This window comes from Sphingopyxis sp. NFH-91, from assembly GCF_021401285.1.
GTDB lineage: Bacteria > Pseudomonadota > Alphaproteobacteria > Sphingomonadales > Sphingomonadaceae > Sphingopyxis > Sphingopyxis terrae_A.
Genome location: NZ_JACBGA010000009.1, coordinates 1 through 22,142, shown reverse-complemented (window position 1 = coordinate 22,142; position 22,142 = coordinate 1). Strand labels below are relative to the sequence as shown.

Genomic DNA, 22,142 nt, shown 5'->3' with positions numbered 1-22,142 from the left:
GGTGATGTCCGGTTCGTCGGCTGTGCAGTGTCGGTTTATGGCCGGGAAAATTTTCCGTCAACCCATATTCGACGTTTCATCGGATTTGGAGATTCGCGCTGCGGAGTCGATTAATGCGCGGTTTCCTAGGAATCATGCGCAATCAACATAGGGCTTGCAATCCGAGTATATCCGAAACAATATCGGAAGCGGGAGAAGGAGAAGACCGTGAGCCTCGATGTTTCAGGCCAATTTCGCTATCCGTCGCCGGACCTTGCCTGGCTGTCGCAGCGCGTCGAAGAGGTTCTCGAACCCGCGCTTCCCATCGTCGACGCGCATCATCACCTGTGGGAGGAAGGCGGATCGCCTTATCTTCTCGCTGAAATGCGCGCCGATGTGGACGACGGCCACCGGATCGACGCGACCGTCTTCGTCCAGGCCCATTATGGCTATCGCACCGGCGGGCCGGCCCATCTGGCGCCGGTCGGCGAGACCGAAAAAGTCGCCGCGATCGCCCGCGCGGCGCGCGAAGCCGGTTGCGCGACTCGCATCGCCGGCGCAATCGTCGCCTATGCCGATCTCATGTCGGGGCCGCTGCTCGCCGAGACGCTCGACGCGCATGCCGCCGCCGCGGTCGGTGCGCTGCGCGGCATTCGTCACTCGGTGTCGCGCGATGAAAATTTCCCCGACGGCATCGTATTGCGCCCGGCCCCCGCGGGACTGCTCGCGGATCCCGCCTATCGTGCGGGGCTTGCCGAGCTCGGCCGCCGCGGCCTCTCCTATGACGCAATGCTCTATCATGCCCAGATACCCGAGCTTGCCGCCGCGGCGGATGCGGTGCCGGACACATCGATCATTCTCGATCATCTCGGCTGCATCCTCGGCGTCGGCCCCTATGAGGGCCAGGGGAAGGCGTTGTTCGCCAGCTGGCGCGACGACATGCGGCGACTCGCCGATTGCCCGAACGTCGCGGTCAAGATCGGCGGCTTCGGCATGATCATTTGCGGCGCGCGCTGGCACGAACGTGCGCTGCCGCCGTCGTCGGAGGAGCTTGCCGAGGCCTGGCGGCCCTATGTCGAGACCTGCACCGAGCTGTTCGGCGCCGAACGCTGCATGTTCGAGAGCAATTTCCCGGTCGACAAGGCGATGTACAGCTACCGCACGCTCTGGAACGCCTTCAAGCGGATCACGCAGGACTGGCCGGACGCTGACCGCGCGATGCTCTTTTCGGGGACGGCGCGGCGTCTATACCGGCTGGATCAAGAGCTGCCGGCGAGCGCGCGGCCCATCAGCGAGGCGGCCGATGCTTAACAGGGCGAATGCACTTTTTGCGCGCGAGGCGAACAGCCCCGACAAGATCGCAATCCGCTTCGAAGGCGGCGCGACGACCTTCGCGGCGCTGGCGCGGCAGGTCCGGGACATGGCGGGCGCGCTCGCGGCGCTCGGCGTTGCGCGTGGCGTCCATGTCGGGCTCCTCCTCCCCGCATCGCCCGAGTTCATCGTCGTCGAGCAGGCGCTCTTCGCGCTCGGCGCGCCGATCACCCCGGTCAACATCCTCTACCGCCCCGCCGAGATCGCGCATGCCGTCGATTGCTGCGATCTCGCCTTCATCGTCACCACCGAGGCGCTGGCCAGCGCCGCGTCGGCCGCGCTTCCGGCGGGCTGCCGGCTCCTTCTGCTCGATACGGTGGCGGATGGGGCCGCAGGCGCCTCGATCCCCGCGGCGCTCGCCGCCTCGCGGCCGCTTGTCGATCTCGCCGTGGTCGGCGCCGACGATCCGGTTTTCCATCTCCTGACGAGCGCCACGACGGGCAAGGCGAAGGGCGTGATCCTAACCGCCGGAAATGTTGCGGCAAATTACGACCGGACGCCGGCGTGGCTCGGCCTCGATGCGAACGACGTCATCCTTTGCGCGCTGCCGCTCTACAATACTTTCGGGCTCAACCAGTGCATCAACGCGATGCTCGTCACTGGCGCAACGCTGGTGCTGCTCCCGCGCTTCGATGCGGCGCGCTGCATCGAGGCGATTGCCGAGTTCGGCTGCACGTTCCTGCCGGCCGTCCCGACCATGCTCCAGAAGATCTTCGATCATCCCGGGGCGAGCGGATCCCGTCTCCAGTCGCTGCGCCGGATCATGACCGGCGGCGCCCCTGTGCCGACAGCCCTCCTCCAGCGCATCATCGCGGCCGCGCCGTCGGTCGAGGTGCTCACCGGCTATGGACTGACCGAAGGCACGGCGCTCGTGACGCTGACCGAGGTGCGGCTTAATGCCGACGGCGAGCTCGAACGCGGCCGCACGATCGGCCGCGTGCTCGACGGCATGGAGCTCGCGATCGTCGATGACGCCGGCAATCGCTGCCCCGCCGGTACCTCGGGCGAGATCGTCGTCGCCGGACCCAATCTGATGGCGGGCTATTACAAGGCGCCGGACGATACCGCCGCGGCGCTCCGCGGCGGCTGGCTCTATACGGGCGACATCGGCTATATCGACGAAGAAGGCTATTCCTACATCGTCGACCGCAAGAAGGACGTCATCATTCGCGGCGGCCAGAACATCTATCCGGTCGACATCGAGGAAATACTCTACCAGGCGCCGGGCGTCGCCGAGGTCGCTGTCGTCGGCCGCGAGGACGAGATGATGGGCGAAGTCCCGATCGCCTTCGTCTCCGGCACGGCTGCGCTCGCGGCCGACGCGCTGCTCGATCACTGCCGCGAACATCTCGCGAAGTACAAGGTGCCGGCCGACATCGAGATCTTGCCCGAACTGCCCAAGGGGCCGACGGGCAAGATCCTTCGCCGGGCGCTGCGCGACAAGGCCCGCCATGCCGCCTGAACCGCCCGCCAGCAGCGCGCGCTCGCGCTTCGTGTCGCTTGGCGGCTCGCGCCGTCACCTGCTCGAATGGGGCGAGACCGGCGCGCCTGTCGTCATCCTCCAGCACGGCATGCGCGACCACGCGCATAGCTGGACCTGGCTCGCCGAGTCGCTGAAGGACCGCTATCATGTGATCGCGCCGGACCTTCGCGGTCATGGCGACAGCGACTGGTCGAGCGACGGCAATTATGCGCTGGCAAGTTTCGTCATCGATCTCGCTGCGATCGCCGACCTATGCGGTCTGCGCGATTTTTCGCTCGTCGGCCATTCGCTCGGCGGCCAGATAGCGCTTCGCTACACGGCCGCCTTTCCCGAGCGCGTGCGCGCGCTCCTCGCCATCGAGGGCGTCGAACTCCCCATGATCCGGCAGGAGCGCGAGAAGCCGGTGCCCTATCCCGTGCGTCTGCGCGAATGGGCGGCGAACGAGATGATGCGGCGCCTGCAGTCGCCGCGCTATTATCCGGACATCGCACGCGCCGCCGCGCGCATGCAGGAGGCGAACCCCGAGATCGACGCGGCGACGGTCGCCTATCTCACGGCGACGGGCGTGGTTGCCGAAGCCGATCGCGGCTTTCGCTGGAAATATGACAATGGCTGCCGCTACCGCCCGCCCGAGGACCAGCGCGGCGCGGACCTCGACGACATGCTGTCAGCGATCAAATGCCCCGCCCTTCTCGCTTATGGCGACGGGAGCTGGATCGCGCCCCCGCCCCCGGCCCGCCTCGCCCGCCTCGCCCGGCACCGCGTCATCACCTTCGGCGGCGCGAGCCACTGGCTCCACCACCAGCGCCGCCCCGAATTCAACGAGCTTGTCGGCCGGTTTCTTGCCGATCCCTCGTCAACTCTCGCCAATGAAAGAGACCATTATGCGTGAAGCAGCGATCATCTCCACCGCGCGGACGCCCGTCGCCAAGGCCTTCAAGGGCGCCCTCAATGACACCGACGCCCCGGCCTTCATGGGACACGCCATGAAGGCGGCGGTCGAGCGGGCGGGCATCGATCCCGCCCGCATCGACGATGTGCTGGTCGGCGTCGGGACGCAGTGGGGCACACAAGGCGGCAACCTTGCGCGCACCGCCATTTTCGCCGCGGGCCTCCCGCTTTCCATCCCGGGAACGACACTCGACCGCAAATGCGGCTCGGGCCTCACGACGCTCGCTTATGCGGCGCGCGGGATCATGGCGGGCGATCTCGATGTCGCGCTGAGCGGCGGCGCCGAGTCGATCAGTCATACGCGCAATGCGCACCACCCGACCTTTCGCGCGCAGCCGCAAGCGGTGCTCGACCAGCAGCCGCACGCCTATATGGCGATGATCGAGACGGCGGAAATCGTTGCCGAGAAATATGGCGTAAGCCGCGAGGCGCAGGACGAAGTCTCGGCGCTCAGCCACCAGCGCGCCGCAGCCGCCGTCGCCGCCGGCCGGCTCGCCGAAGAGATCGCGCCGATGACCGTCACCAAGAATCTTGTTGCCAAGGACGGCAGCGTGACCGGCCAGGAAACCTTCCTCTTCGAACTCGACGAAGGCATCCGCGCCGACACCACCGCCGAAGGACTCGCCGGGCTGCGTCCGGTCTGGAAGGATGGATCGGTGATCAAGGAAGGCCGCCACGTCACGGCGGGCAATGCGAGCCAGCTTTCGGACGGCGCCGCGGCGCAGGTGCTGATGGACCGCGCCACCGCCGAGGCGGAGGGCAAGGAGATCCTCGGCATCTTCCGCGGCTTCCAGTCGGCGGGTTGCACGCCCGACGAAATGGGGATCGGACCGGTGTTCGCGATCCCCAAGCTCCTCGCGCGCGCCGGGCTCAATGTCGAGGATATCGGCCTGTGGGAAATCAACGAGGCCTTTGCGAGCCAATATCTTTACTGCCGCGACGAGCTCGGGATCGATCCCGAGAAGATCAACGTCAACGGCGGTGCGATCGCGCTCGGCCACCCCTTCGGCATGACCGGCGCACGGCTTTCAGGCGCGGTTCTGCTCGAGGCGCGCCGCCGCGGCGTGCGCTACGCGGTCGTCTCGATGTGCGTCGCGGGGGGCATGGGATCGGCCGGGCTCTTCGAAATCCCGCAATGATCTGGGACCGGAAAATGAGCCTTCGCTTCGACGATGACGTCGTGATCGTGACCGGCGCCGGGCGCGGCCTCGGGCGCGAATATGCGTTTGCCTTCGCGGCGCGCGGCGCCGCGGTGCTCGTCAACGACCCGGGCGGCCCGGAGGGCGGGCCCGGAACTGGCCCTGGCGTCGCCGAAGAGGTCGCCGCCGAAATCCGCGCGGCAGGCGGCCGCGCGGTGGCCGACGAGACGCCCGTGGGCACCCGCGATGCCGCCGAGGCGATCGTCGCGAAGGCGATTGCTGCTTTCGGCAAGCTCAGCATCCTCGTGAACAATGCGGGCATCATCAGCTTCGCCACGCTCACCGAGATCGGCGAGGCCGACTGGCGCGCGATGCAAACCGTGACGCTCGACGGCGTCTTCCATCTTTGCGCCGCCGCCTGGCCGCATCTGGCCGCTGCCGGCCACGGCCGCATCGTCAACACGACCTCGAATGCCGGCTTTGCCGGCAACGAGGGCCTCGGCGCCTATGGCGCCGCGAAGCTGGCGGTCGCGGGTCTTACCAAATGCCTCGCGCAGGAGGTCGGCGACAGCGGGATCACCGTCAACGCCGTTGCCCCGATGGCGATTACGCGGATGAACCGCGATGCCTTCTTCGACAGCAAGGAAGGCGGCGGCGAGGACTGGCAAGGCGATATCCGCCGCGGCGCGGTGCCGATGGGTCCGCCGTCGATCGTGGCGCCCGCGGTCCTCTGGCTCGCGCATCGCGACACGAACATCAACGGCGAAATCTTCTCCAGTTCTTCGGGCAAGGTGGCGCGCGTCGGTTTCGTCGTCGGCGAAGGCTATTTCGATCCCGATCATGGCCCCGAGGATCTGGTGGCGCATGCCGACGAAATCCGGAGGCTCGGCGATTATCTCGACCCCGCCTCCACTCTCGACGAACTCGCGGCGATTCCGCCGCTATTTGCAGGAGCCTCTTGAGATGGCCCCCGAAGACGCACCGCGCATCGACTGGACGCGCGAAGAGATTGCCGCGCTGTTCGACCTTCCCTTCGACGAATTGATGTGGCGCGCCCAGGACATGCATCGCCGCCATCATGCGCGCGGCGAAATCCAGCTTTGTACGCTGCTCAGCATCAAGACCGGGGGCTGCGTCGAGGATTGCGGCTATTGCTCGCAGTCGAAACATGCCGACAGCGGCCTCAAGGCGACCAAGCTGATGGACGTGCGCGCGGTGCTGCAGGCCGCGGCGCAGGCGAAGGATTCGGGCTCGAAGCGCTTCTGCATGGGGGCAGCATGGCGCAACCCGAAGGACCGCGACATGCCTGCGATCGTCGAAATGGTCGAAGGCGTGCGCCAGATGGGCATGGAAACCTGCATGACGCTGGGCATGCTGAGCAAGAGCCAGGCGCAGCAACTCGCGACAGCCGGTCTCGACTATTATAATCACAATATCGACACGAGCCCCGAAAATTACGGCAATGTCATCACCACCCGGACCTACCAGGACCGGCTCGACACGCTCGAAGAGGTCCGTCAGGCGGGCATCAATGTCTGTTCGGGCGGCATCGTCGGCATGGGCGAGACGCGAGGCGATCGGGTCGGCTTCATCCACACGCTCGCGACGCTTCCCGAACATCCGGGCAGCGTGCCGGTCAACGCGCTGGTGCCCGTGAAGGGCACCGTGCTCGGCGACATGCTCGCGGATACGCCGCTCGCGAAGATCGACGATATCGAATTCGTCCGCACGATCGCGGTCGCACGCATCACGATGCCGATGAGCATGGTTCGCCTGTCGGCGGGCCGTGAAAGCATGTCCGAGGCGGTGCAGGCGCTCTGCTTCATGGCGGGTGCGAACAGTATTTTCACCGGCGACAAATTGCTCGCCACGGGCAATCGCGGCGATAGCGCGGACGCCGCCCTCCTCGCGAAACTGGGCCTGAGGCCGATGGAGAGCGAAGAGCCGATGCGCGTTCCACCCGAGGCGTCCCAAACGGTCGACATCCGGCACGTCTTGGCAGCGGAAATCTTCATGCCGTTTCCCTGACGGCTCGCACATCGGCCAGATCCCCTCCCGACCCACACAGAGAATGATTCATGGCGACACGGCATGTTTTTGGAGCCTTCACTCTCGAAGTGAATGACAATGGCGTTTGCGTCGCGACCTTCTCGCGGCCACCGGTCAACGCGGTTTCGCTCTCCGTTTATGAAGACATCGGCCACCTGGCCGATCATGTCGCGACGGATTCGCAGATCCGCGTGATTGTCATCAGCGCTCCCGATGACGCCCGCGCCTGGTGCGGCGGCGCCGACCTGAACGAGTTCAAAGGCATGACCGCAGCGAAGCGAAAGGAGCGTTACCAGTTCATCAACGAACAGCTACCCCGCTTTCATCGCATCGACCGGCCGATGATTGCTGCCATCCGGGGTGCCGCGATCGGGGTCGGCGTGATGCTCGCGGGAATGTGCGACATGCGCGTGGTCAGTGAGGACTCGCGGTTTGCCTGCCCGGAAGTCGACTATGGGCTGGTTGGCGGAAGCGCCGGCCTCTTTGCTACCCTTCGAATGCCGGAGGCCAAGGTTCGCGAGATGGTCTACACGGGCCGCGCGTTCACGGCGCGCGAGCTGGAGTCGACAGGCTTGTTCAACTATGTCGTCCCGCGCGCTGCCGTGCTGCCCCTCGCCCTCGATATGGCTGCGAAAATCGCAGAGAAGAGCATGCCGACGCTCCGCGCCCGCAAGCAGGCATCGCTCTCCTGGGAAGGCTCCGAATGGATGGACGCCTATCTGGAATCGCAAGACATGTCGTCTACGCTCGTCGAGCAGCCTGAAAGCGAGGCGGCGGTGATTGCCGCGCTGAAACGAGGCTCCCGCCGCGCGGCGAGCTAGCCAAATCGTCAGCCGAGCATGCTCCTTCCCGCTGAAAGGCTAAAATGCAAATTTCCGGCGAAACATCGGACAAGGATTACAGCTTAGGCAATGGTTTATTGGAGATATTTACCGATGTTTTGTCGGATATTGACGGGAAACACGTCTTACGCTACGGACGGCGCACAATTATCACAGGGCCCATGCGATGAAAAAAATCTACCCCGACGCCGCCGCCGCCCTCGAAGGCCTGCTGTTCGACGGCATGCATATCTGCGCGGGCGGCTTCGGCCTCTGCGGCATTCCCGAGCGGCTGATCGATGCGATCCGCGATGCAGGCACAACGGATATCACGATCGCCAGCAACAATGCCGGGATCGACGGCGAAGGCCTCGGAAAGCTGCTCCGCACGAAGCAGGTCAAGAAGATGATCAGTTCCTATGTCGGCGAGAACAAGGAGTTCGAGCGGCAATATCTGGCGGGCGAGCTCGAGGTCGAATTCTGTCCCCAGGGCACGCTCGCCGAACGCTGCCGCGCCGGCGGAGCGGGCATCCCCGGCTTCTACACCAAGACCGGCGTCGGCACGCTCGTCGCCGAGGGCAAGGAAGTGAAGAGCTTCGACGGGCAGGATTATATTCTCGAACGCGGCATCTTCGCCGATCTTGCGATCATCAAGGCGTGGAAGGCCGACGAGAGCGGCAATCTCATCTTCCGCAAGACCGCGCGCAACTTCAACCAGCCGATGGCGACCGCGGCGAAAATCTGCGTCGCCGAGGTCGAGGAAATCGTGCCGACCGGCAGCCTCGATCCCGACGCCATCCACCTGCCCGGCATTTATGTGAAGCGCATGATCGTCGGCGCGCCCTACGACAAGAAGATCGAGTTCCGAACTGTTCGGCAACGGGAGACGGCATGATGGCCTGGACGCGCGATGACATGGCGGCGCGCGCCGCGAAGGAACTGCAGGACGGCTATTATGTCAATCTCGGCATCGGCATACCGACGCTGGTCGCGAACCATATTCCCGCGGGGATGATGGTCACGCTCCAATCCGAGAACGGCATGCTCGGCATCGGCCCCTTTCCCTATGAGGGCGACGAGGATCCGGACCTCATCAACGCCGGCAAGCAGACGATCAGCGAAGTGCCGCAGTCGGCTTACTTCAGCTCGGCGGACAGCTTTGCGATGATCCGCGGCGGGCATATCGACCTCACCGTGCTGGGCGCGATGGAGATCGCCGAGAATGGTGACATCGCCAACTGGATGATCCCGGGCAAGATGATCAAGGGCATGGGCGGCGCGATGGACCTGGTCGCCGGGGTCAAGAAGATCATCGTCGTGATGGAGCACAACGCCAAGGACGGCAGCCCGAAGTTCATCCCGGCGTGCACGCTGCCGCTGACCGGCAAGAATGTCGTTGACATGATCATCACCGACCTCGCGGTGTTCAAACGCGACGATCATGAGAGCCCGTTCACGCTGATTGAACTCGCCCCCGGCATCACCGAAGAGGAAGTTGCTTCCAAGACGACGGCTCAATTCAAGGTCGGCGTGAGATAGCGGACGAAGCCGCAATGCTCAGCGGCTTCACATGGTAAAATAGCCTCTCGCCGGCGGCTTATAGTCGGCGGCAATCACTCACCGTCGGACGAATTTCTTCGCTCGCCAAGCCGTCCTCGGCGCTGCCACGATCAATCTTCGGCGGCTAGGGTGACACGCAATCCGTCGAGATCCGCGTGAAATGGCAATTGGCATGAAAGGCGCGAATGCGCGTCGCGATCGTTAGAGCTATCGAGAAGGTCGTTTTCGTCCTCGCCGATGGGCCCTAGAAATCTCGTAAACTCCTCATCGACATGTACGTGACAGGTCGCGCAGGAGCAGCACCCGCCGCAGAGCGCCAGCAGTTCGTCGAGCCCGTTGTCGCGAATGATTTCCATCACGCTCAACCCAGGCTCCGCTTCGAACTCGTGCTCGGTTCCGGAGCGGTCGGTCACAATCAGTTTCGGCATTTTCTTTTCCTGTCATATTTGAGGGCCGTCCGCTCGCACGGGCAGCGTCCCTCTTGAAGATATCGTCTCAATCGAAAGTGACGACGGCGCGGCCGTTGAGCGAGCCGTCTCGAAGTCGCGACAGGGCGGTCTCGACGTCGCCGAAGGCAAAGGACTCATAATCGATGATCAGCCTGCCTTCGGCCGCTAGCCGGCATGTCTCGCGCAGGTCCGCCAACGTGCTGCCGAGCGATATGGCGAATTGGCACGTTGTGGCGAGCCGGCCCCACCCTACCGCGAGCGATCCGCCCTCAAGCCCTACGAGGACGATCCGGCCATGCGCACGCGATACGGCGGCAGCGAGAGCGAGCGTCGCGTCGGTGCCCACGAGATCGATCACGGCATCGGCCCCGCGCCCGCCGCTCAGATCGAAGATTGCCTCGGCGGTCCTGTCACCACCGACAAAGCCATGGTCAGCTCCGTATCGCCGCGCGTCTGCCAGCCTGCTTTCGGTCCGATCGACCGCGAAAACGGTCGCGCATGTAAGCAGCTTCAAAAACTGGATCGCATAGGCGCCGAGACCGCCCACTCCGATAACGAGCGCGGTCGACCCCGGCTTGAGCCGGTCGAGCACAGACTTGACCGCGCGGTAGGACGTGACGCCCGCGTCGGTCAGCGGAGCGATCAATACCGGATCGAGATCGCCGAGCGGCACCAGTTCGCGGCGCGGAACCACCATATATTCGGCGAGGCCACCGTCGATCCCCACGCCGCGGGTCATGCCGATCGGTCCGCGCGAGAAGGTCGCGCACGACTGTTCATGCCCCTCGTGGCAAAATTCACAGTTGCCGCAATGGTGCATATTGTGAACCGCGACATTGTCGCCGGGCTTGAGGTCGGTAACGCCCTCACCGCAATATTCGGCCTGCCCGGCATTCTCATGGCCCAGCGTAAAACCCGCCGACAATGCGGCGGCATAAGGCGCGCTTCCCGGCCGGCTGCCGATGATATCGAGGTCCGAACGGCAGAGCCCCGCGCCGCGCATGCGGATGAGCACCTCGCCGGGTCCGGGAATGGGAACCGGCACGTCGACAAATTCCGCCGGGCGTCCCCATTCGACTATTCGATAGGCTCGCATCGCAGCTTGCATCTCCCTAGCCGTCCCGCCCGCTCAACCCGATCGATGCGGCACCGCGATCAGTTCGATTTCGGCAGGGCATAGGCCATGACATAGTCGCCCGCCCCCGAGGACAGGGGGGCATTGCCGCCCGCGGCGATCACCACGAACTGCCGCCCGCTCTTCTTGCTGATGTAGGTCATCGGGGTTGCATGGCCGCCCGCCGGAAGCGGTACGCGCCACACCAGCTTGCCGCTGTTCAGATCGAACGCCCGGAACGCGCGTTCCTGCGTGGCAGCGATGAAAATCAATCCAGAGCGGGTGGTAACCGCGCCGCCGGTGTTGGGTACGCCCATGGGCAGCGGCAGATGGGTTCGCGTGTTGAATGGCCCACTGTCGGAAGCGGTCCCAAGCGGCTTCTTCCACTTCATCTTGCCGGTCTTGAGGTCGACCACGCCGATCTTGCCAAACGGCGGCTGGGTGCAGGGAACATTGAGCGGCGAGAGGAAGGGTCCGGTCAGAAGCGCGAACGGCGTTCCCTCCTGCGCGACCGGCTGACCAACATGCGCGCCGCCGGTCAGCGAGCGCTTGTAGCCCTTGGCGTCGGCTTCGGCGCGCGACACCATCGTCGTGTAATTGGCCATCCGGCTCCAGTTGACGATCGCCAGCTTGCGCTCCGGATCGACCGAAATGCCGCCCCAGTTTACGCCGCCGAGAAAGCTCGGATAGGTGATCGACGAACGCGGATAGCCGGGAGGGGTGAACATGCCCTCATAGCGCGCCTGGCTGAACTTGATCCGGCACCAGAGCTGGTCGAGCGGAGTCAGGCCCCACATCGACTGCGGCGTCAGAACCGTGTTGTCGAAGGCTGGCAGGGTCGGCGAGAAAGGCTGCGTCGGAGACAGGAAGTCGCCCGGCGCCGCACCTTGCGGCACCGGCCGCTCTTCCACCGGCCGGATCGGCTTGCCCGTCCGCCGGTCGAGCATGAAGAATTGGCCGCTCTTCGACGTCTGGAGCAAGGCGGGGAGCATTTCTCCGCCGACCGGGATGTCGATCAAAGTGGGCTGCGGCGAAACGTCATAGTCCCACACGTCATGATGGACGATCTGGAAGGACCAGCGTGCCTCGCCGCTCTCGATATCGAGAGCCACGACCGAGCTGCTGTACTGTTCCGAACCCTTCGACCGATGCGCGCCCCAATAATCGGGGGTCGAATTGCCGGTGGGCAGGTAGACGAGGCCGAGCTCCTCGTCGCCGCTCATCGGGGCCCAGCTGTTGGCGGTCCCCGGCGAATAGGTCTCGCCCGGCCCCGGCTCGTCATGCTCGTGCGGGCGATCCATGTCCCACGCCCAGGCGAACTCCCCTGTCGTTGCGTCGAACGCGCGGATTACCCCAGACGGCTCGCCGACATATTGGCCGTCGGTCACCCACCCGCCGAGCACGACCCTTCCGCGAACGATCGTGGGCGCGGAAGTGATATAATAATAGCCCTTGATGATCTTGCCGAACCCCCGCGTCAGGTCGACCGAACCATTGGTGCCGAAGGCGGGACAGGGCTTTCCGTCGTCGGCGTCGATGGCGATCAGGCGCGCATCGGTGGTGGCCGTAATAATGCGCCGCGCGCAAGGGCCAGTCGCTTCCGGAGGCGCGAAATAGCTCACCCCGCGGCAGGTGCCGGCGTCAGGTGCATCGACGTTCGGGTCATATTGCCAGCGCCGCGCCCCTGTTTCGGGATCGAGCGCAATGACGACATTGGTTGGCGTACAGAGATAGACGGTGTCGTTCACCATGAGCGGCGTCGCTTGGAAGCCGAGGCCATTTCCGGCGATCACACCGGTGCGATAGGTCCAGGCCGGCGCAAGACGCGCCACGTTGCCCTGATTGATCTGCGACAGCGGAGAAAAGCGCGTCCCGCCAATCGTGTTGCCATAATGCGCCCATTCCCCCGACCCGTCGCTGCCTTGGACGACTTGCTGGGGCGCGGTCTGGAGCTGGTTGACCTGCCAGAGCCACACGCCGAATGCGACGAGACCAACGGCCACGACTCCGATAACCAGGGCACGAAACCGCCGCAGCCAGGGCCAGCACACCCAGAGCCCGAGCACGATCGGGGCGACAAGGCGGCTTTGCAGGCGCCACGGGTCGCTGCCGCTTTCCCATATTGCCCAGACCAACGTCAGGCCGAGAAAGATCGCGTATACAATGACATCGCGCCGGTCGCCCTTGAAAGCCAACCAGGAAGTCGCAGCGACAGCGATACCGGCTGCAAGATAATAGAAAGAGCCGCCAAGCAGCGCGAGCTGGGCGCCGCCGACAATCAGCAGCAAAGCGATCACTGCGAGCACGGCCGAGAGCACGAACCGCCGGCGAGGCTTCAAAGCTGCCGTCCCGCCGTTATCGATCGGCCCCTCGCCAGGTGGCGAAGTTGGCGACAGCCCGGTCATTGCTGATCTCCAGCGATGCGGCGGCTCAAACGTCCCACTCCAGTTCGAATGGGCTGACGGCCGAGACGATACCGCTCAGGTAGGACAGGCCTTCGCCCTCGACGAGGCGGAACTCGGGAATCCGGGCTAGCCATTCCCTGAGGATGATCTTGAGCTCGAGCCGCGCGAGCGGCGCGCCGGGGCAAACATGGATGCCCTTGCCGAAAATGTAGAAGTGCCGCTTTGGCCGCTCGAGACGGAACTCGAGCGCGTCGTCGTTGCTATCCTCGCTCATCGCGACGAGGATCGTCGAACCCATGATCATGTCGCGGGCTTTCAGCTTCACACCGCCGAATTCGGTGTCCTTCGCGACTTCGCGTGCATTCGACACGAGCGGAAAGCGCCTCAGAAATTCGGGGATCGCGTCTTCGAGCAGCGAAGGATCGCTCGCAAGCTTGCGCCGCAGGTCGGCATTGGTCGCGAGATAGGAGAAGATGAACCCGAGCAGATTCACCACCGTATCGAGTCCCGCGATCAGGACCTGGATGCACATATTCTCGGCTTCTTCGTCCGTTATCGGACGGTCGAAGATCTTCCCGTTCATCATCTCGGTGATGAGATCGGTGCCCTCCTTGCCGCGGCGTGCGCGGATGACCGGTCCGATATATTCGCTGAACTGGCGCTCCACCTCGGGATGGGTGATCGATCCGTCGGGCCGGGTGAACTGATCGGCCAGATATTTGAGCTTGGGCAGATCTTCCTCGGGCAGGTCGACCACCCGCATGAATATGCGGACGGGCAGCTGCTCGGCAAACTCGGTCGTGAAGTTGCACCGGCCGCGCGCACGGAAACTTTCGATGAGCGCGGCGGTCAACTCCTCGACATCCTCGGTCATGCGCGCGATCGACTTGGCACCGAGATTGCCATTCAGGATCCGGCGAAACTCGAAATGGTTCGGGGGATCAAGCGGCAGCGGAAGATATTTGGAGTAGGTCTCTCCCATCGGTTCGCGCGGGACCATGACAACCTTGGTCGAGAAAGTGTCCCATTCGGACAAGACCGATTCCGTGAGCTCCGGGGTCATCGCGATCCAGTGTCCGCCGTTGCGCGGGGTCCACATGACCGGATGCTTCGCGTTCGCCTGCATCTCGAACCACATCCGCTGCGGGCACATGCCGGCCGGCGGAGACTGGTAAACGTCGAAATCGATAACGCGATCTTTCGGCACATGGTCCGGACGAGGTGCGAGCGCCAGCTCGCCGGGGTTCGCATCAAGCGGCGCTGAGGTTTCCATGCGCTTCCTCCTTGGGACTAAGGGGTATCGTCGCGCGGCCGACGCTCGCCGGCCGGGCCGTCAGCCGTGATCCTTCCAGTCGACCAGGATGCCGGCGTCGTCGAACTTCATGACCGAGCAGAGGCGGAGGCGGAGTGCCTCGTCCTTGGCCGCGAAACCCGGCAGGTCCTGCTGCGCGGTCCCGCCCCAATATCCCTCGCGCACGACGACATTGCCGACGACATGCACGCCCTCGGCAGGCTCGAACCGCCGGTCGGGCATCAAGTCGTCACCGAACGCCTTCATCAGCGCGATCAGGTCATCGGCATTCTCGAAGGAGGCGCCGCGATTGAAGTGCGCCATCTTGAGGTCGGGGGCGACCGCGGCCCTCAGCCGATCGAAATCCTTGGCATTATAGGCCTCGATGATGCCTTCGGCACGGGCCGCGAAATCGGTCATCTTCACTCTCCCAACTGGATCGGTCTCCGAAACCGGGATCTTGGAGCGGCGGTGGCTCCGAATGTTCGAAGGCCACTTCGTCCGAGGATCTGGCATCCGCGAGTCTCAATCTCTATTTCCGATAAAACGTCGATTATCGTTGACATAGGTATATGTCGCTTCTAATTTCGTCAAGCACGATAAAACTGGCAGAAAACTTGCGATAAGCTGCCGCTCGGTCGCTAGCCGAGCAGGCGCACGAGAGGGCGCTACCGATATGACGGCGGCTGATAAATACGACGAATTATCGATTCCTGCATGGGCGCATCGAGTCGGAATGCTCGAGCTTGGATCGGCGGTGCCGCCGGCCGAGCGCTGCGAAGCGAGTGATCGCGCCGCCATCGGCGAACGCATCGCCCGATATTGCTGGGCCTATGACGAGAGGCGGATCGAGCTGCTGGGCGACTGCTTCACGTCCGACGCGATTTGGGAAGGCAATGTGCTCGGCGAAATCCCGATCGGCCCTCTCGAAGGGCGCGAGGCGATCGTCGCATGGCTATCCAAATTCTGGCCGCATCAGAAGGATCAGCGCCGCCACATGATCCTCAATACGATCGTCGAGGCGCTGCAGGGCGACGAGGCGGTGACCTTGAGCTATCTGCTCTTGATGGCTTCGACCGGCGACGCGGTCTCGATGGAGTCGATGGGGTTCTACAAGGTCGCCTATCGCCGCGAGGGTTCGAACTGGCGCATCGCGAGATTGACCGCAGGCTTCGACAAGCCCTTCTGGCCGGGCAAGCTCGAAACGATGAGCGATCGAGGCCGTGCCCGCCACGGCGTGTTCGAGCGCACATGACCAGGCACAACAAACAATTTGCAGACCGCAGCGCCGGTCGTCTTCGGCCGCCTTCGCTCCAGCGCCGGAGCCGCGGCTAGCCATGATCCGCCTCGTCCATATGCTGCGCCGCGCGCCGGGGCTTTCGGCCAGCGAGTTCGCCGATATCTGGCGTGAGGCGAACGGCCCACTGGTCGCATCGGTCCAGACCGATCTCGATATCGTCCGCTATCTGCAGATCCATCCGGATCCCGCCCGGCAAGGCATCGACACCATGGCCGCCGAGGCACGGGGCGGCATGCTCCAGCCGTTCGACGGGATTGCCGAATATTGGTGGAAGTCGGCGGACGCCCTGGGCGCCGCGCTGTCGAGCACGGCGGGCGCATCCGCTGCCGAACTACTGGTGACCAGCGAAAGACGGTTCGTCGATCTCGCAGCTTCACCCCTGTGGATGGCGACCGAATATCCCCAGGTTGCGACCTCCCTCACCCGTCCGGTAGCGCGCACGCGAAGCAATGTGATGCGCCTCCACTTCGCGTTGCGACCGCCCGAGCACCTCGGCGAGACGGAAGCCAGGCGATATTGGCTGGAGGAGCATGGGCCATTGATCCGGTCGCATTCGCCGGCACGCGGGCTCATCGCCTATAATCAGGTGCACCGCCGCGATCACCCGCTGGCATCGGCCTTCACAACGCCGCGCGGCACGACCGCGCCCCCCTTCCTCGGCCACGCCGAGTCCTGGTTCGAGCGACCCGCGGGCACCAGGCCCCTCGCCGAAACCCAGGCCGCGATGGATGCCGCGATCGAGGACGAGCGGCAGTTCATCGATTTCAGCGCTTCGACCATCCTGGTCGGAAAGGAATTCGTCTTCGTCGATCGGGAATGGGCTCAGTAAAACTATGAACAAGCTGGATGGCATGGTCGCTTTGGTAACGGGCGCGGCGCGCAAACGCGGGATCGGCCGCGCGATAGCGCTTCGGCTCGCCGAAGACGGGGCGGATGTGGCGGTCACCGCGATTGCGCGCGACCCGTCCGAGTTCCCGGCGCATGAACGCGACGAAGGATGGCAGGGCGCAGAATCGGTCGCCGAGGAAATTCGCGCCATGGGACGACGCGCGATCGCGATCGACCTCGACGTGACGAGCGACGAGCAGGTCGCGGATGCGATTGCGCGCACCACGGCCGAGCTCGGCGACCTCACCGGTCTCGTCAACAATGCCGGGATCGCCAGCGAAGCGGCCGCCGCGTCGATCGCCGACATGGATGACGCGCTCTGGTATTCGACGATCGATATCAATCTCAACGGCGTCTATCGCATGTGCAAGGTCGGTGTGCGCGCGATGCTGGCGCACGGGCGCCCGTCGGCGCTGGTCAATATCTCGTCGCTGGCGGGGCGGTTCGGCTTCGCCAATTATGGCGGCTATTGCGCCAGCAAGTTCGGGGTGATTGGCCTCACCCAGCAATTGGCCGCGGAGGTCGCGAGCCAGGGGATCAGGGTCAATTGCATCTGCCCCGGCTCGATCGATACCGACATGCTCGACGGCACCATGTCGCGCAAGGCGAAGGTCGCGGGCATGGAGTTCGCCGATTATAAGGCGAGCTACAACCAGACGATCATCCCGATGGGACGCAGGGGCCTTGCATCCGAACAGGCATCGGTGGCCTCCTTCCTGCTGGGCCCCGATGCGAGCTACGTCACCGGGCAGACGATCAATGTATGCGGTGGCTACCGAATGGACTGACGGGCGGCGGCAGGCCCGGACATAGGACAGCGAAAATGAGAAACCGGCAATGGCTCCTCGCCCGTCGCCCGGACGGACTCTGCGTTCCGGACGACTTCCTGTATCGCGACGAACCCTATGCCGCGCCCGACCTTCGCGAAGGCGAAATCCTGATCCGGAATTTGGCCTTCCTCTGCGCACCGACCATCCGCAACTGGATGGACGAGAGCACGGGCAATTTCATGCCTTCGATCGCGCTTGGCGAGCCGGTTCGCGATCCCTCCGCCGCGCGCGTGATTGCGTCGGCGAACCCCGACTTTCCCGCCGGAAGCCGGGTATGCACGATCGCGAACTGGCAGGATTTCGAGGTGGTGGCGCCGACGCGCGCGCTCATCCGCCCGATCCCCGATGGATTCAGCTTCATCGATGCGCTGGGCCCCGTCGGCATGAACGCGCTGACCGCCTATTTCGGTCTCATCGAGATCGGCAAGCCGAAAACAGGCGAGACCCTGCTGGTGTCCGGTGCGGCGGGTTCGGTCGGGAGCGTGGCCGCCCAGATTGGCAAGATCCTCGGCTGCCGCGTGATTGGCATCGCCGGCGGCACCGACAAATGCACCTGGCTCGTCGAGCAGGGATGCGTCGATCAGTGCATCGACTACAAGTGCGACGATATTGCGCAGCAGATTGCCGCCCTCTGTCCGCAAGGCGTCGACATCTATTTCGACAATGTCGGCGGCGCGATGCTGCAGGCGGCCGTCGACAATATGGCGCGGCACGGGCGCGTCGTGCTGTGCGGCCAGATCTCGGGCTATAACGATGGGGCAACCGAAAACCGCCTCGGGAACCTCATGCGCCTTGTCTATGGCAGCATCCGTATGGAGGGCTTTCTGGCCTCCAACTTCATCGCGCAATTCCCCGAGGCGATGTCCCGCCTCGCTCGATGGATCGAGGAAGGCCGCCTGCTTCACCGCGAAGATGTTCGCGCCGGGATCGAGGTGCTGCCAATGTCGCTGAACGCGCTGTTCGATGGCTCGAATCAGGGCACGCTGATCGTGCAGATTTCGGACGACGCGAGTCAGTCGGCCTGACCGGGCCACCTCATTAAAAATGCGATTCTATCCGATTATTTCTCGGAGTATGACGATAATCGAGACTGGGTAAAGTTGCGACGATGCGAGCACGTTCTATAACCCTACTGTAAATAGAGCATTTTTATTGCGAGGCGCGGCGCAACAGATAATGCGAATTGACATTTATCCGAAAATATGTCGATTATTTGCCATCCGAAGCGAGATAGATGGGAGAGCGCAAGTGAGCGCAGAAGTGTTGGAATCGGCGCGTCCGTCGCACGTTCCGGCCGACCGCGAGGTCGACTTTGATATCTATAATCCTTGCACGCTCGAGGCCGACTTGCATCAGGCCTGGATGCGCATGCGCGACAGCATGCCGCATGGCATCGCCTGGACCCCGCACAACGAAGGCCACTGGATTGCCCTCGCCCCCGAACTGGTCTCGGCGGTTCTCTCCGACAGCACGCGCTTTTCCAACCGGATCGTCCTGGTGCCGAAGTCGACCTCGGGCGAGGCCTATAGCGAGTTCATCCCGCTCTCGCTCGACCCGCCGCGTCACAGGCCCTTCCGAAAAGTCCTCGACGAACAGTTGAAGGTCGGCGCCGTCAATGCGCTCGAGGGCAGTATTCGTGAACTCACCGTGTCGCTGATCGAGGCGTTTCTTGCGAACAAGCGCTGCAACTTTACGCACGAGTTCGCCGAACATCTCCCGCTGCAGGTCTTCATGAAGCTCGTGGACCTGCCGCTCGAGAATCTTCCCGAGCTCAAACATCTCGCCGACCAGTTCACCCGTCCCGACGGATCGGTGACCCCCGCCGAGGCGACGGCCCAGTTCCAGAAATATCTCGCTCCCATCCTTGCCGAACGGAAGGGCTCGGGGCGAACCGACCTTCTCACGCACATTGCGGACGCCCAGATCGAGGGCCGCGACATCACCGAGGATGAGGCCGTCAACCTGGCCGGCCAGGCCATGGTCGGTGGGCTTGATACGGTCGTGAACTTCATGAGCTTCGCGATGTTCACGCTGGCGGGCATGCCCGAGCTGCAAGCCGAGATCGTCAAGGACCCCGGCCGGATCCCGAAACTGGTCAACGAGCTGATCCGCCGGCTTCCGATCATTTCATCGGGCCGCGAAGTCATCAGCGATGTCGAGGTCGACGGCGTGACGCTCGCGAAGGGCGATATCGTGATCGCACCGACCGAACTTTACGCACTCAACGAGAGCGTGAATGCCTGCCCCTTCGAGGTCGATCTCGACCGCGCGGTCAAGAAGCAGGTCACCTTCGGCGCGGGCCCGCATATTTGCCCGGGCCAGTTCCTCGCCCGGCTCGAGATCAAGATCCTTCTCGAAGAATGGTTTGCGCGCATTCCGAGTTTCCGGCTCGAGCCCGGGCAGGACATCAAGCATCTCGGCGGCGTCACGGCAGGAACAACCTCCTTCTGGCTGGAATGGTAGCATTTACGGCTCGCCAAGGCCGCACCGTCTCGCGGGATCGGCCTGCAGGCGCGCGCCGGGCTGGACCGGTATAGAAAGAAGAAGATGGCGCTGACCACGCGGATTACCGAACTGCTCGGGATCGAGCATCCGATCGTGCAGGGCGGCATGCAGATCGTCGGCGTGCCCGAACTCGCGTCGGCGGTGTCGAACGCCGGCGGGCTCGGCATGCTGACCGCCCTCACCTTTCCTTCGGCCGCAGCGCTGCGCGAGGCGATCGAGCGCTGCAAGGCGATGACGTCCAAGCCGTTCGCCGTGAATATCTCGGTCTTTCCGACGATGAACCCGCCTGACTATCCGGCGATCGTCGACGCAATTGCCGACGCCGGCATCACCATCGTCGAGACAGCAGGAACGCCGGCCGTACGCGAGGTGTGGGAAATGCTGCACGCGCGCCGTATCACGATCATCCACAAATGCACCTCGGTGCGCCATGCGCTCTCGTCGGAGCGGCTCGGCGTGCACGCGGTGTCGATCGACGGGTTCGAATGCGCCGGGCATCCCGGCGAAGACGACATACCGGGACTGGTCCTGATCCCCGCGGCTGCGGACAAGGTGACGGTACCACTGCTCGCAAGCGGCGGCATCGCCGATGGACGCGGGCTGGTCGCCGCGCTCGCTTTGGGCGCCGACGGCGTCAACATGGGCACCCGCTTTTGCGCGACGCAGGAGGCGCAGATCCATCCCAACGTCAAACAGGCCTATCTCGACAATGACGAGCGCGGCACGGTCCTGCTGTTTCGCAAATTGAACAATACCGCGCGTGTCGGACGCAATCGGGTGGCCGAAGACGTCGTCCGCCGGTTGAATGAGCCCGACTCCACCTTCGCGGACGTGGCCGAATTGGTCGCCGGCGCGAAGGGCCGCGAGTTGCTCTCTAACGGCGATCTCGACCACGGCGTCTACTGGGCAAGCATGGCGCAGGGCCTGATCCACGATCTGCCCACCTGCCGTGACCTCGTCGATCGGATCATGGCCGATGCCGATGCGATCATCGCGAGCCGCCTCTCGGGGATGCGGGCGTCCGTCTGACTGAGACTAGGTCATTAGAAGCCATCCCCGCGCCCTGCGTTGCCCGGCGCCCGCGCACATTCCCTTTCTCGAACCGAAACGGAGCGCTTGATTTGCCGTCGTCGAGCCCTCCGCGTCACGCCTTCTGTGCGAGGCGATAGAGACCGAAGCCCACCCGCTCGAGAATACCCTCCTCGCACATCAGCGCCATGTAGTGACGGGGCACGCCGATGGCCTCAAAATCCTTCGTCCGAACTGTTAATCGGGAGGCCGCGAGTTCTGCAGCCCGGTCCCGAAGAGAGATTTGGACCGATTTTTTTGTAACAGTTTTGGGGTCCGGAAAGGCCGACTTTTTTTTGGCGTAACCTCTTGAAGTTCCGGGGCTTCTATATCATCTACCCAGTGGTGCCCTCTGCTATCCACCGTGGGGATCCACGCCGGTACAGCCGGCGGCACCAATTCGGCGAAAACCATGCTGATCGCAGCCCTGAAGCAGCAGGATTTTTTTCCGCACCCATTCTACCCGAGGCTTCGGAACGCCGCGATCGCCGCTGGGTCCTACCCGCCTGACCTCGACGCATCGTCGAGCAACTCGTCGATGACGTCGCCGAAATAGGCATGAAAGAGGTCGATCTCCTCCCGAGTGACTTCGATGTGTTCGGGAAGGTCGTCGGAGACGGTCCAGACAAGGTCGGCATCCCGTCCGACACCTTGTTCTGCGACAAATTGTTCCTCGTAGCGATAATTTGCGTTGGGGGCGGTTGGCTTTGGTTTGGTCACAGGCGTCCTCCTTTGGACGCGCCATCCACCACCACCTTGGCGCTATCAGCGTGCAAGGTTTACCACTGCAGGCAACGATATCGCAATGGGCAAGCGTCGTTAGCGTCCGCGCTCGTGGTGTAATTTCCGGTGTAGGCGATGGTGTATTCCGGGGTGGGGCATGCCCCACCCCGGAATGCGGCGTCGCTGGTGGCCACCGGGTTCATCGTTATGGTGGAG

The 22,142-nt window shown here is 64.0% G+C and carries 22 protein-coding genes; 15 read left to right on the top strand and 7 right to left on the bottom strand.

Features of this window, described 5'->3' with window-relative positions; all coding sequences use genetic code 11:
• The first annotated feature begins 207 nt into the window (after positions 1 to 207).
• From L0963_RS16845 to L0963_RS16805, 9 genes are all read left to right on the top strand, one after another.
• On the top strand, positions 208 to 1,290 hold the full coding sequence (locus tag L0963_RS16845; protein ID WP_234180675.1) for an amidohydrolase family protein: 1,083 nt from the start codon (positions 208 to 210) through the stop codon (positions 1,288 to 1,290).
• Positions 1,283 to 2,812: a class I adenylate-forming enzyme family protein gene (locus tag L0963_RS16840; protein ID WP_234180673.1), complete on the top strand. Its 1,530-nt coding sequence runs from the start codon at positions 1,283 to 1,285 to the stop codon at positions 2,810 to 2,812. Before L0963_RS16845 ends, L0963_RS16840 begins: the two co-directional genes overlap by 8 nt.
• The gene (locus L0963_RS16835) at positions 2,802 to 3,725 is read left to right on the top strand and encodes an alpha/beta fold hydrolase (RefSeq protein ID WP_234180671.1); all 924 of its coding nucleotides are present in this window, start codon (positions 2,802 to 2,804) and stop codon (positions 3,723 to 3,725) included. Before L0963_RS16840 ends, L0963_RS16835 begins: the two co-directional genes overlap by 11 nt.
• Positions 3,718 to 4,923 (top strand): thiolase family protein, encoded by a 1,206-nt coding sequence (locus L0963_RS16830; RefSeq protein ID WP_234180669.1) that lies wholly within the window; start codon positions 3,718 to 3,720, stop codon positions 4,921 to 4,923. Before L0963_RS16835 ends, L0963_RS16830 begins: the two co-directional genes overlap by 8 nt.
• A gap of 14 nt (positions 4,924 to 4,937) precedes the next feature.
• Positions 4,938 to 5,885, top strand: a complete 948-nt coding sequence (locus L0963_RS16825) for an SDR family NAD(P)-dependent oxidoreductase (protein ID WP_234180667.1) — start codon at positions 4,938 to 4,940, stop codon at positions 5,883 to 5,885.
• A 1-nt stretch (position 5,886) separates the two neighbouring features.
• Complete coding sequence (gene bioB, locus L0963_RS16820) at positions 5,887 to 6,951, top strand: biotin synthase BioB (RefSeq protein ID WP_234180665.1); 1,065 nt, start codon at positions 5,887 to 5,889, stop codon at positions 6,949 to 6,951.
• A gap of 50 nt (positions 6,952 to 7,001) precedes the next feature.
• On the top strand, positions 7,002 to 7,793 hold the full coding sequence (locus tag L0963_RS16815; protein WP_234180663.1) for an enoyl-CoA hydratase/isomerase family protein: 792 nt from the start codon (positions 7,002 to 7,004) through the stop codon (positions 7,791 to 7,793).
• A 187-nt stretch (positions 7,794 to 7,980) separates the two neighbouring features.
• Positions 7,981 to 8,688 carry a CoA transferase subunit A gene (locus L0963_RS16810; protein WP_234180661.1) on the top strand — a complete coding sequence of 236 codons (708 nt, stop codon included), beginning with the start codon at positions 7,981 to 7,983 and terminating at the stop codon, positions 8,686 to 8,688.
• Positions 8,688 to 9,332: a CoA transferase subunit B gene (locus L0963_RS16805; RefSeq protein ID WP_234180813.1), complete on the top strand. Its 645-nt coding sequence runs from the start codon at positions 8,688 to 8,690 to the stop codon at positions 9,330 to 9,332. The genes L0963_RS16810 and L0963_RS16805 overlap by 1 nt, the downstream gene beginning before the upstream one ends.
• Before the next feature lie 131 nt (positions 9,333 to 9,463).
• Here L0963_RS16805 and L0963_RS16800 read toward each other — a convergent pair whose 3' ends face one another.
• The 5 genes from L0963_RS16800 to L0963_RS16780 form a co-directional block, all read right to left on the bottom strand.
• Positions 9,464 to 9,781, bottom strand: coding sequence for a 2Fe-2S iron-sulfur cluster-binding protein (locus L0963_RS16800; protein WP_234180659.1), 318 nt, complete (start codon positions 9,779 to 9,781; stop codon positions 9,464 to 9,466).
• A gap of 67 nt (positions 9,782 to 9,848) precedes the next feature.
• Positions 9,849 to 10,847: an alcohol dehydrogenase catalytic domain-containing protein gene (locus L0963_RS16795; protein WP_234180657.1), complete on the bottom strand. Its 999-nt coding sequence runs from the start codon at positions 10,845 to 10,847 to the stop codon at positions 9,849 to 9,851.
• Between the two features lie 110 nt (positions 10,848 to 10,957).
• Positions 10,958 to 13,321: a membrane-bound PQQ-dependent dehydrogenase, glucose/quinate/shikimate family gene (locus L0963_RS16790; protein ID WP_234180655.1), complete on the bottom strand. Its 2,364-nt coding sequence runs from the start codon at positions 13,319 to 13,321 to the stop codon at positions 10,958 to 10,960.
• Between the two features lie 25 nt (positions 13,322 to 13,346).
• On the bottom strand, positions 13,347 to 14,594 hold the full coding sequence (locus L0963_RS16785; RefSeq protein WP_234180653.1) for a cytochrome P450: 1,248 nt from the start codon (positions 14,592 to 14,594) through the stop codon (positions 13,347 to 13,349).
• A 60-nt stretch (positions 14,595 to 14,654) separates the two neighbouring features.
• Complete coding sequence (locus tag L0963_RS16780; protein WP_234180652.1) at positions 14,655 to 15,032, bottom strand: nuclear transport factor 2 family protein; 378 nt, start codon at positions 15,030 to 15,032, stop codon at positions 14,655 to 14,657.
• Between the two features lie 316 nt (positions 15,033 to 15,348).
• Here L0963_RS16780 and L0963_RS16775 point away from each other — a divergent pair, with 316 nt between their 5' ends.
• From L0963_RS16775 to L0963_RS16750, 6 genes are all read left to right on the top strand, one after another.
• The gene (locus L0963_RS16775) at positions 15,349 to 15,867 is read left to right on the top strand and encodes a nuclear transport factor 2 family protein (protein ID WP_234180650.1); all 519 of its coding nucleotides are present in this window, start codon (positions 15,349 to 15,351) and stop codon (positions 15,865 to 15,867) included.
• A gap of 100 nt (positions 15,868 to 15,967) precedes the next feature.
• The gene (locus tag L0963_RS16770) at positions 15,968 to 16,741 is read left to right on the top strand and encodes an EthD domain-containing protein (RefSeq protein WP_234180648.1); all 774 of its coding nucleotides are present in this window, start codon (positions 15,968 to 15,970) and stop codon (positions 16,739 to 16,741) included.
• A 4-nt stretch (positions 16,742 to 16,745) separates the two neighbouring features.
• Positions 16,746 to 17,588 (top strand): SDR family NAD(P)-dependent oxidoreductase, encoded by an 843-nt coding sequence (locus L0963_RS16765; RefSeq protein ID WP_234180647.1) that lies wholly within the window; start codon positions 16,746 to 16,748, stop codon positions 17,586 to 17,588.
• 35 nt (positions 17,589 to 17,623) lie between these two features.
• Positions 17,624 to 18,655 carry an NADP-dependent oxidoreductase gene (locus tag L0963_RS16760; protein ID WP_234180645.1) on the top strand — a complete coding sequence of 344 codons (1,032 nt, stop codon included), beginning with the start codon at positions 17,624 to 17,626 and terminating at the stop codon, positions 18,653 to 18,655.
• Between the two features lie 223 nt (positions 18,656 to 18,878).
• Complete coding sequence (locus L0963_RS19845; RefSeq protein ID WP_234180643.1) at positions 18,879 to 20,093, top strand: cytochrome P450; 1,215 nt, start codon at positions 18,879 to 18,881, stop codon at positions 20,091 to 20,093.
• A gap of 84 nt (positions 20,094 to 20,177) precedes the next feature.
• Positions 20,178 to 21,164 (top strand): NAD(P)H-dependent flavin oxidoreductase, encoded by a 987-nt coding sequence (locus L0963_RS16750; protein WP_234180641.1) that lies wholly within the window; start codon positions 20,178 to 20,180, stop codon positions 21,162 to 21,164.
• A gap of 115 nt (positions 21,165 to 21,279) precedes the next feature.
• Here the strand turns inward: L0963_RS16750 and L0963_RS16745 are convergent, their stop codons facing one another.
• Complete coding sequence (locus L0963_RS16745; protein ID WP_326490200.1) at positions 21,280 to 21,447, bottom strand: type IV toxin-antitoxin system AbiEi family antitoxin domain-containing protein; 168 nt, start codon at positions 21,445 to 21,447, stop codon at positions 21,280 to 21,282.
• Positions 21,448 to 21,701: 254 nt separating this feature from the next.
• A complete protein-coding gene (locus L0963_RS16740) occupies positions 21,702 to 21,923 on the bottom strand; it encodes a hypothetical protein (protein ID WP_234180639.1) in 222 nt (73 codons plus the stop codon).
• Positions 21,924 to 22,142: the final 219 nt, after the last annotated feature.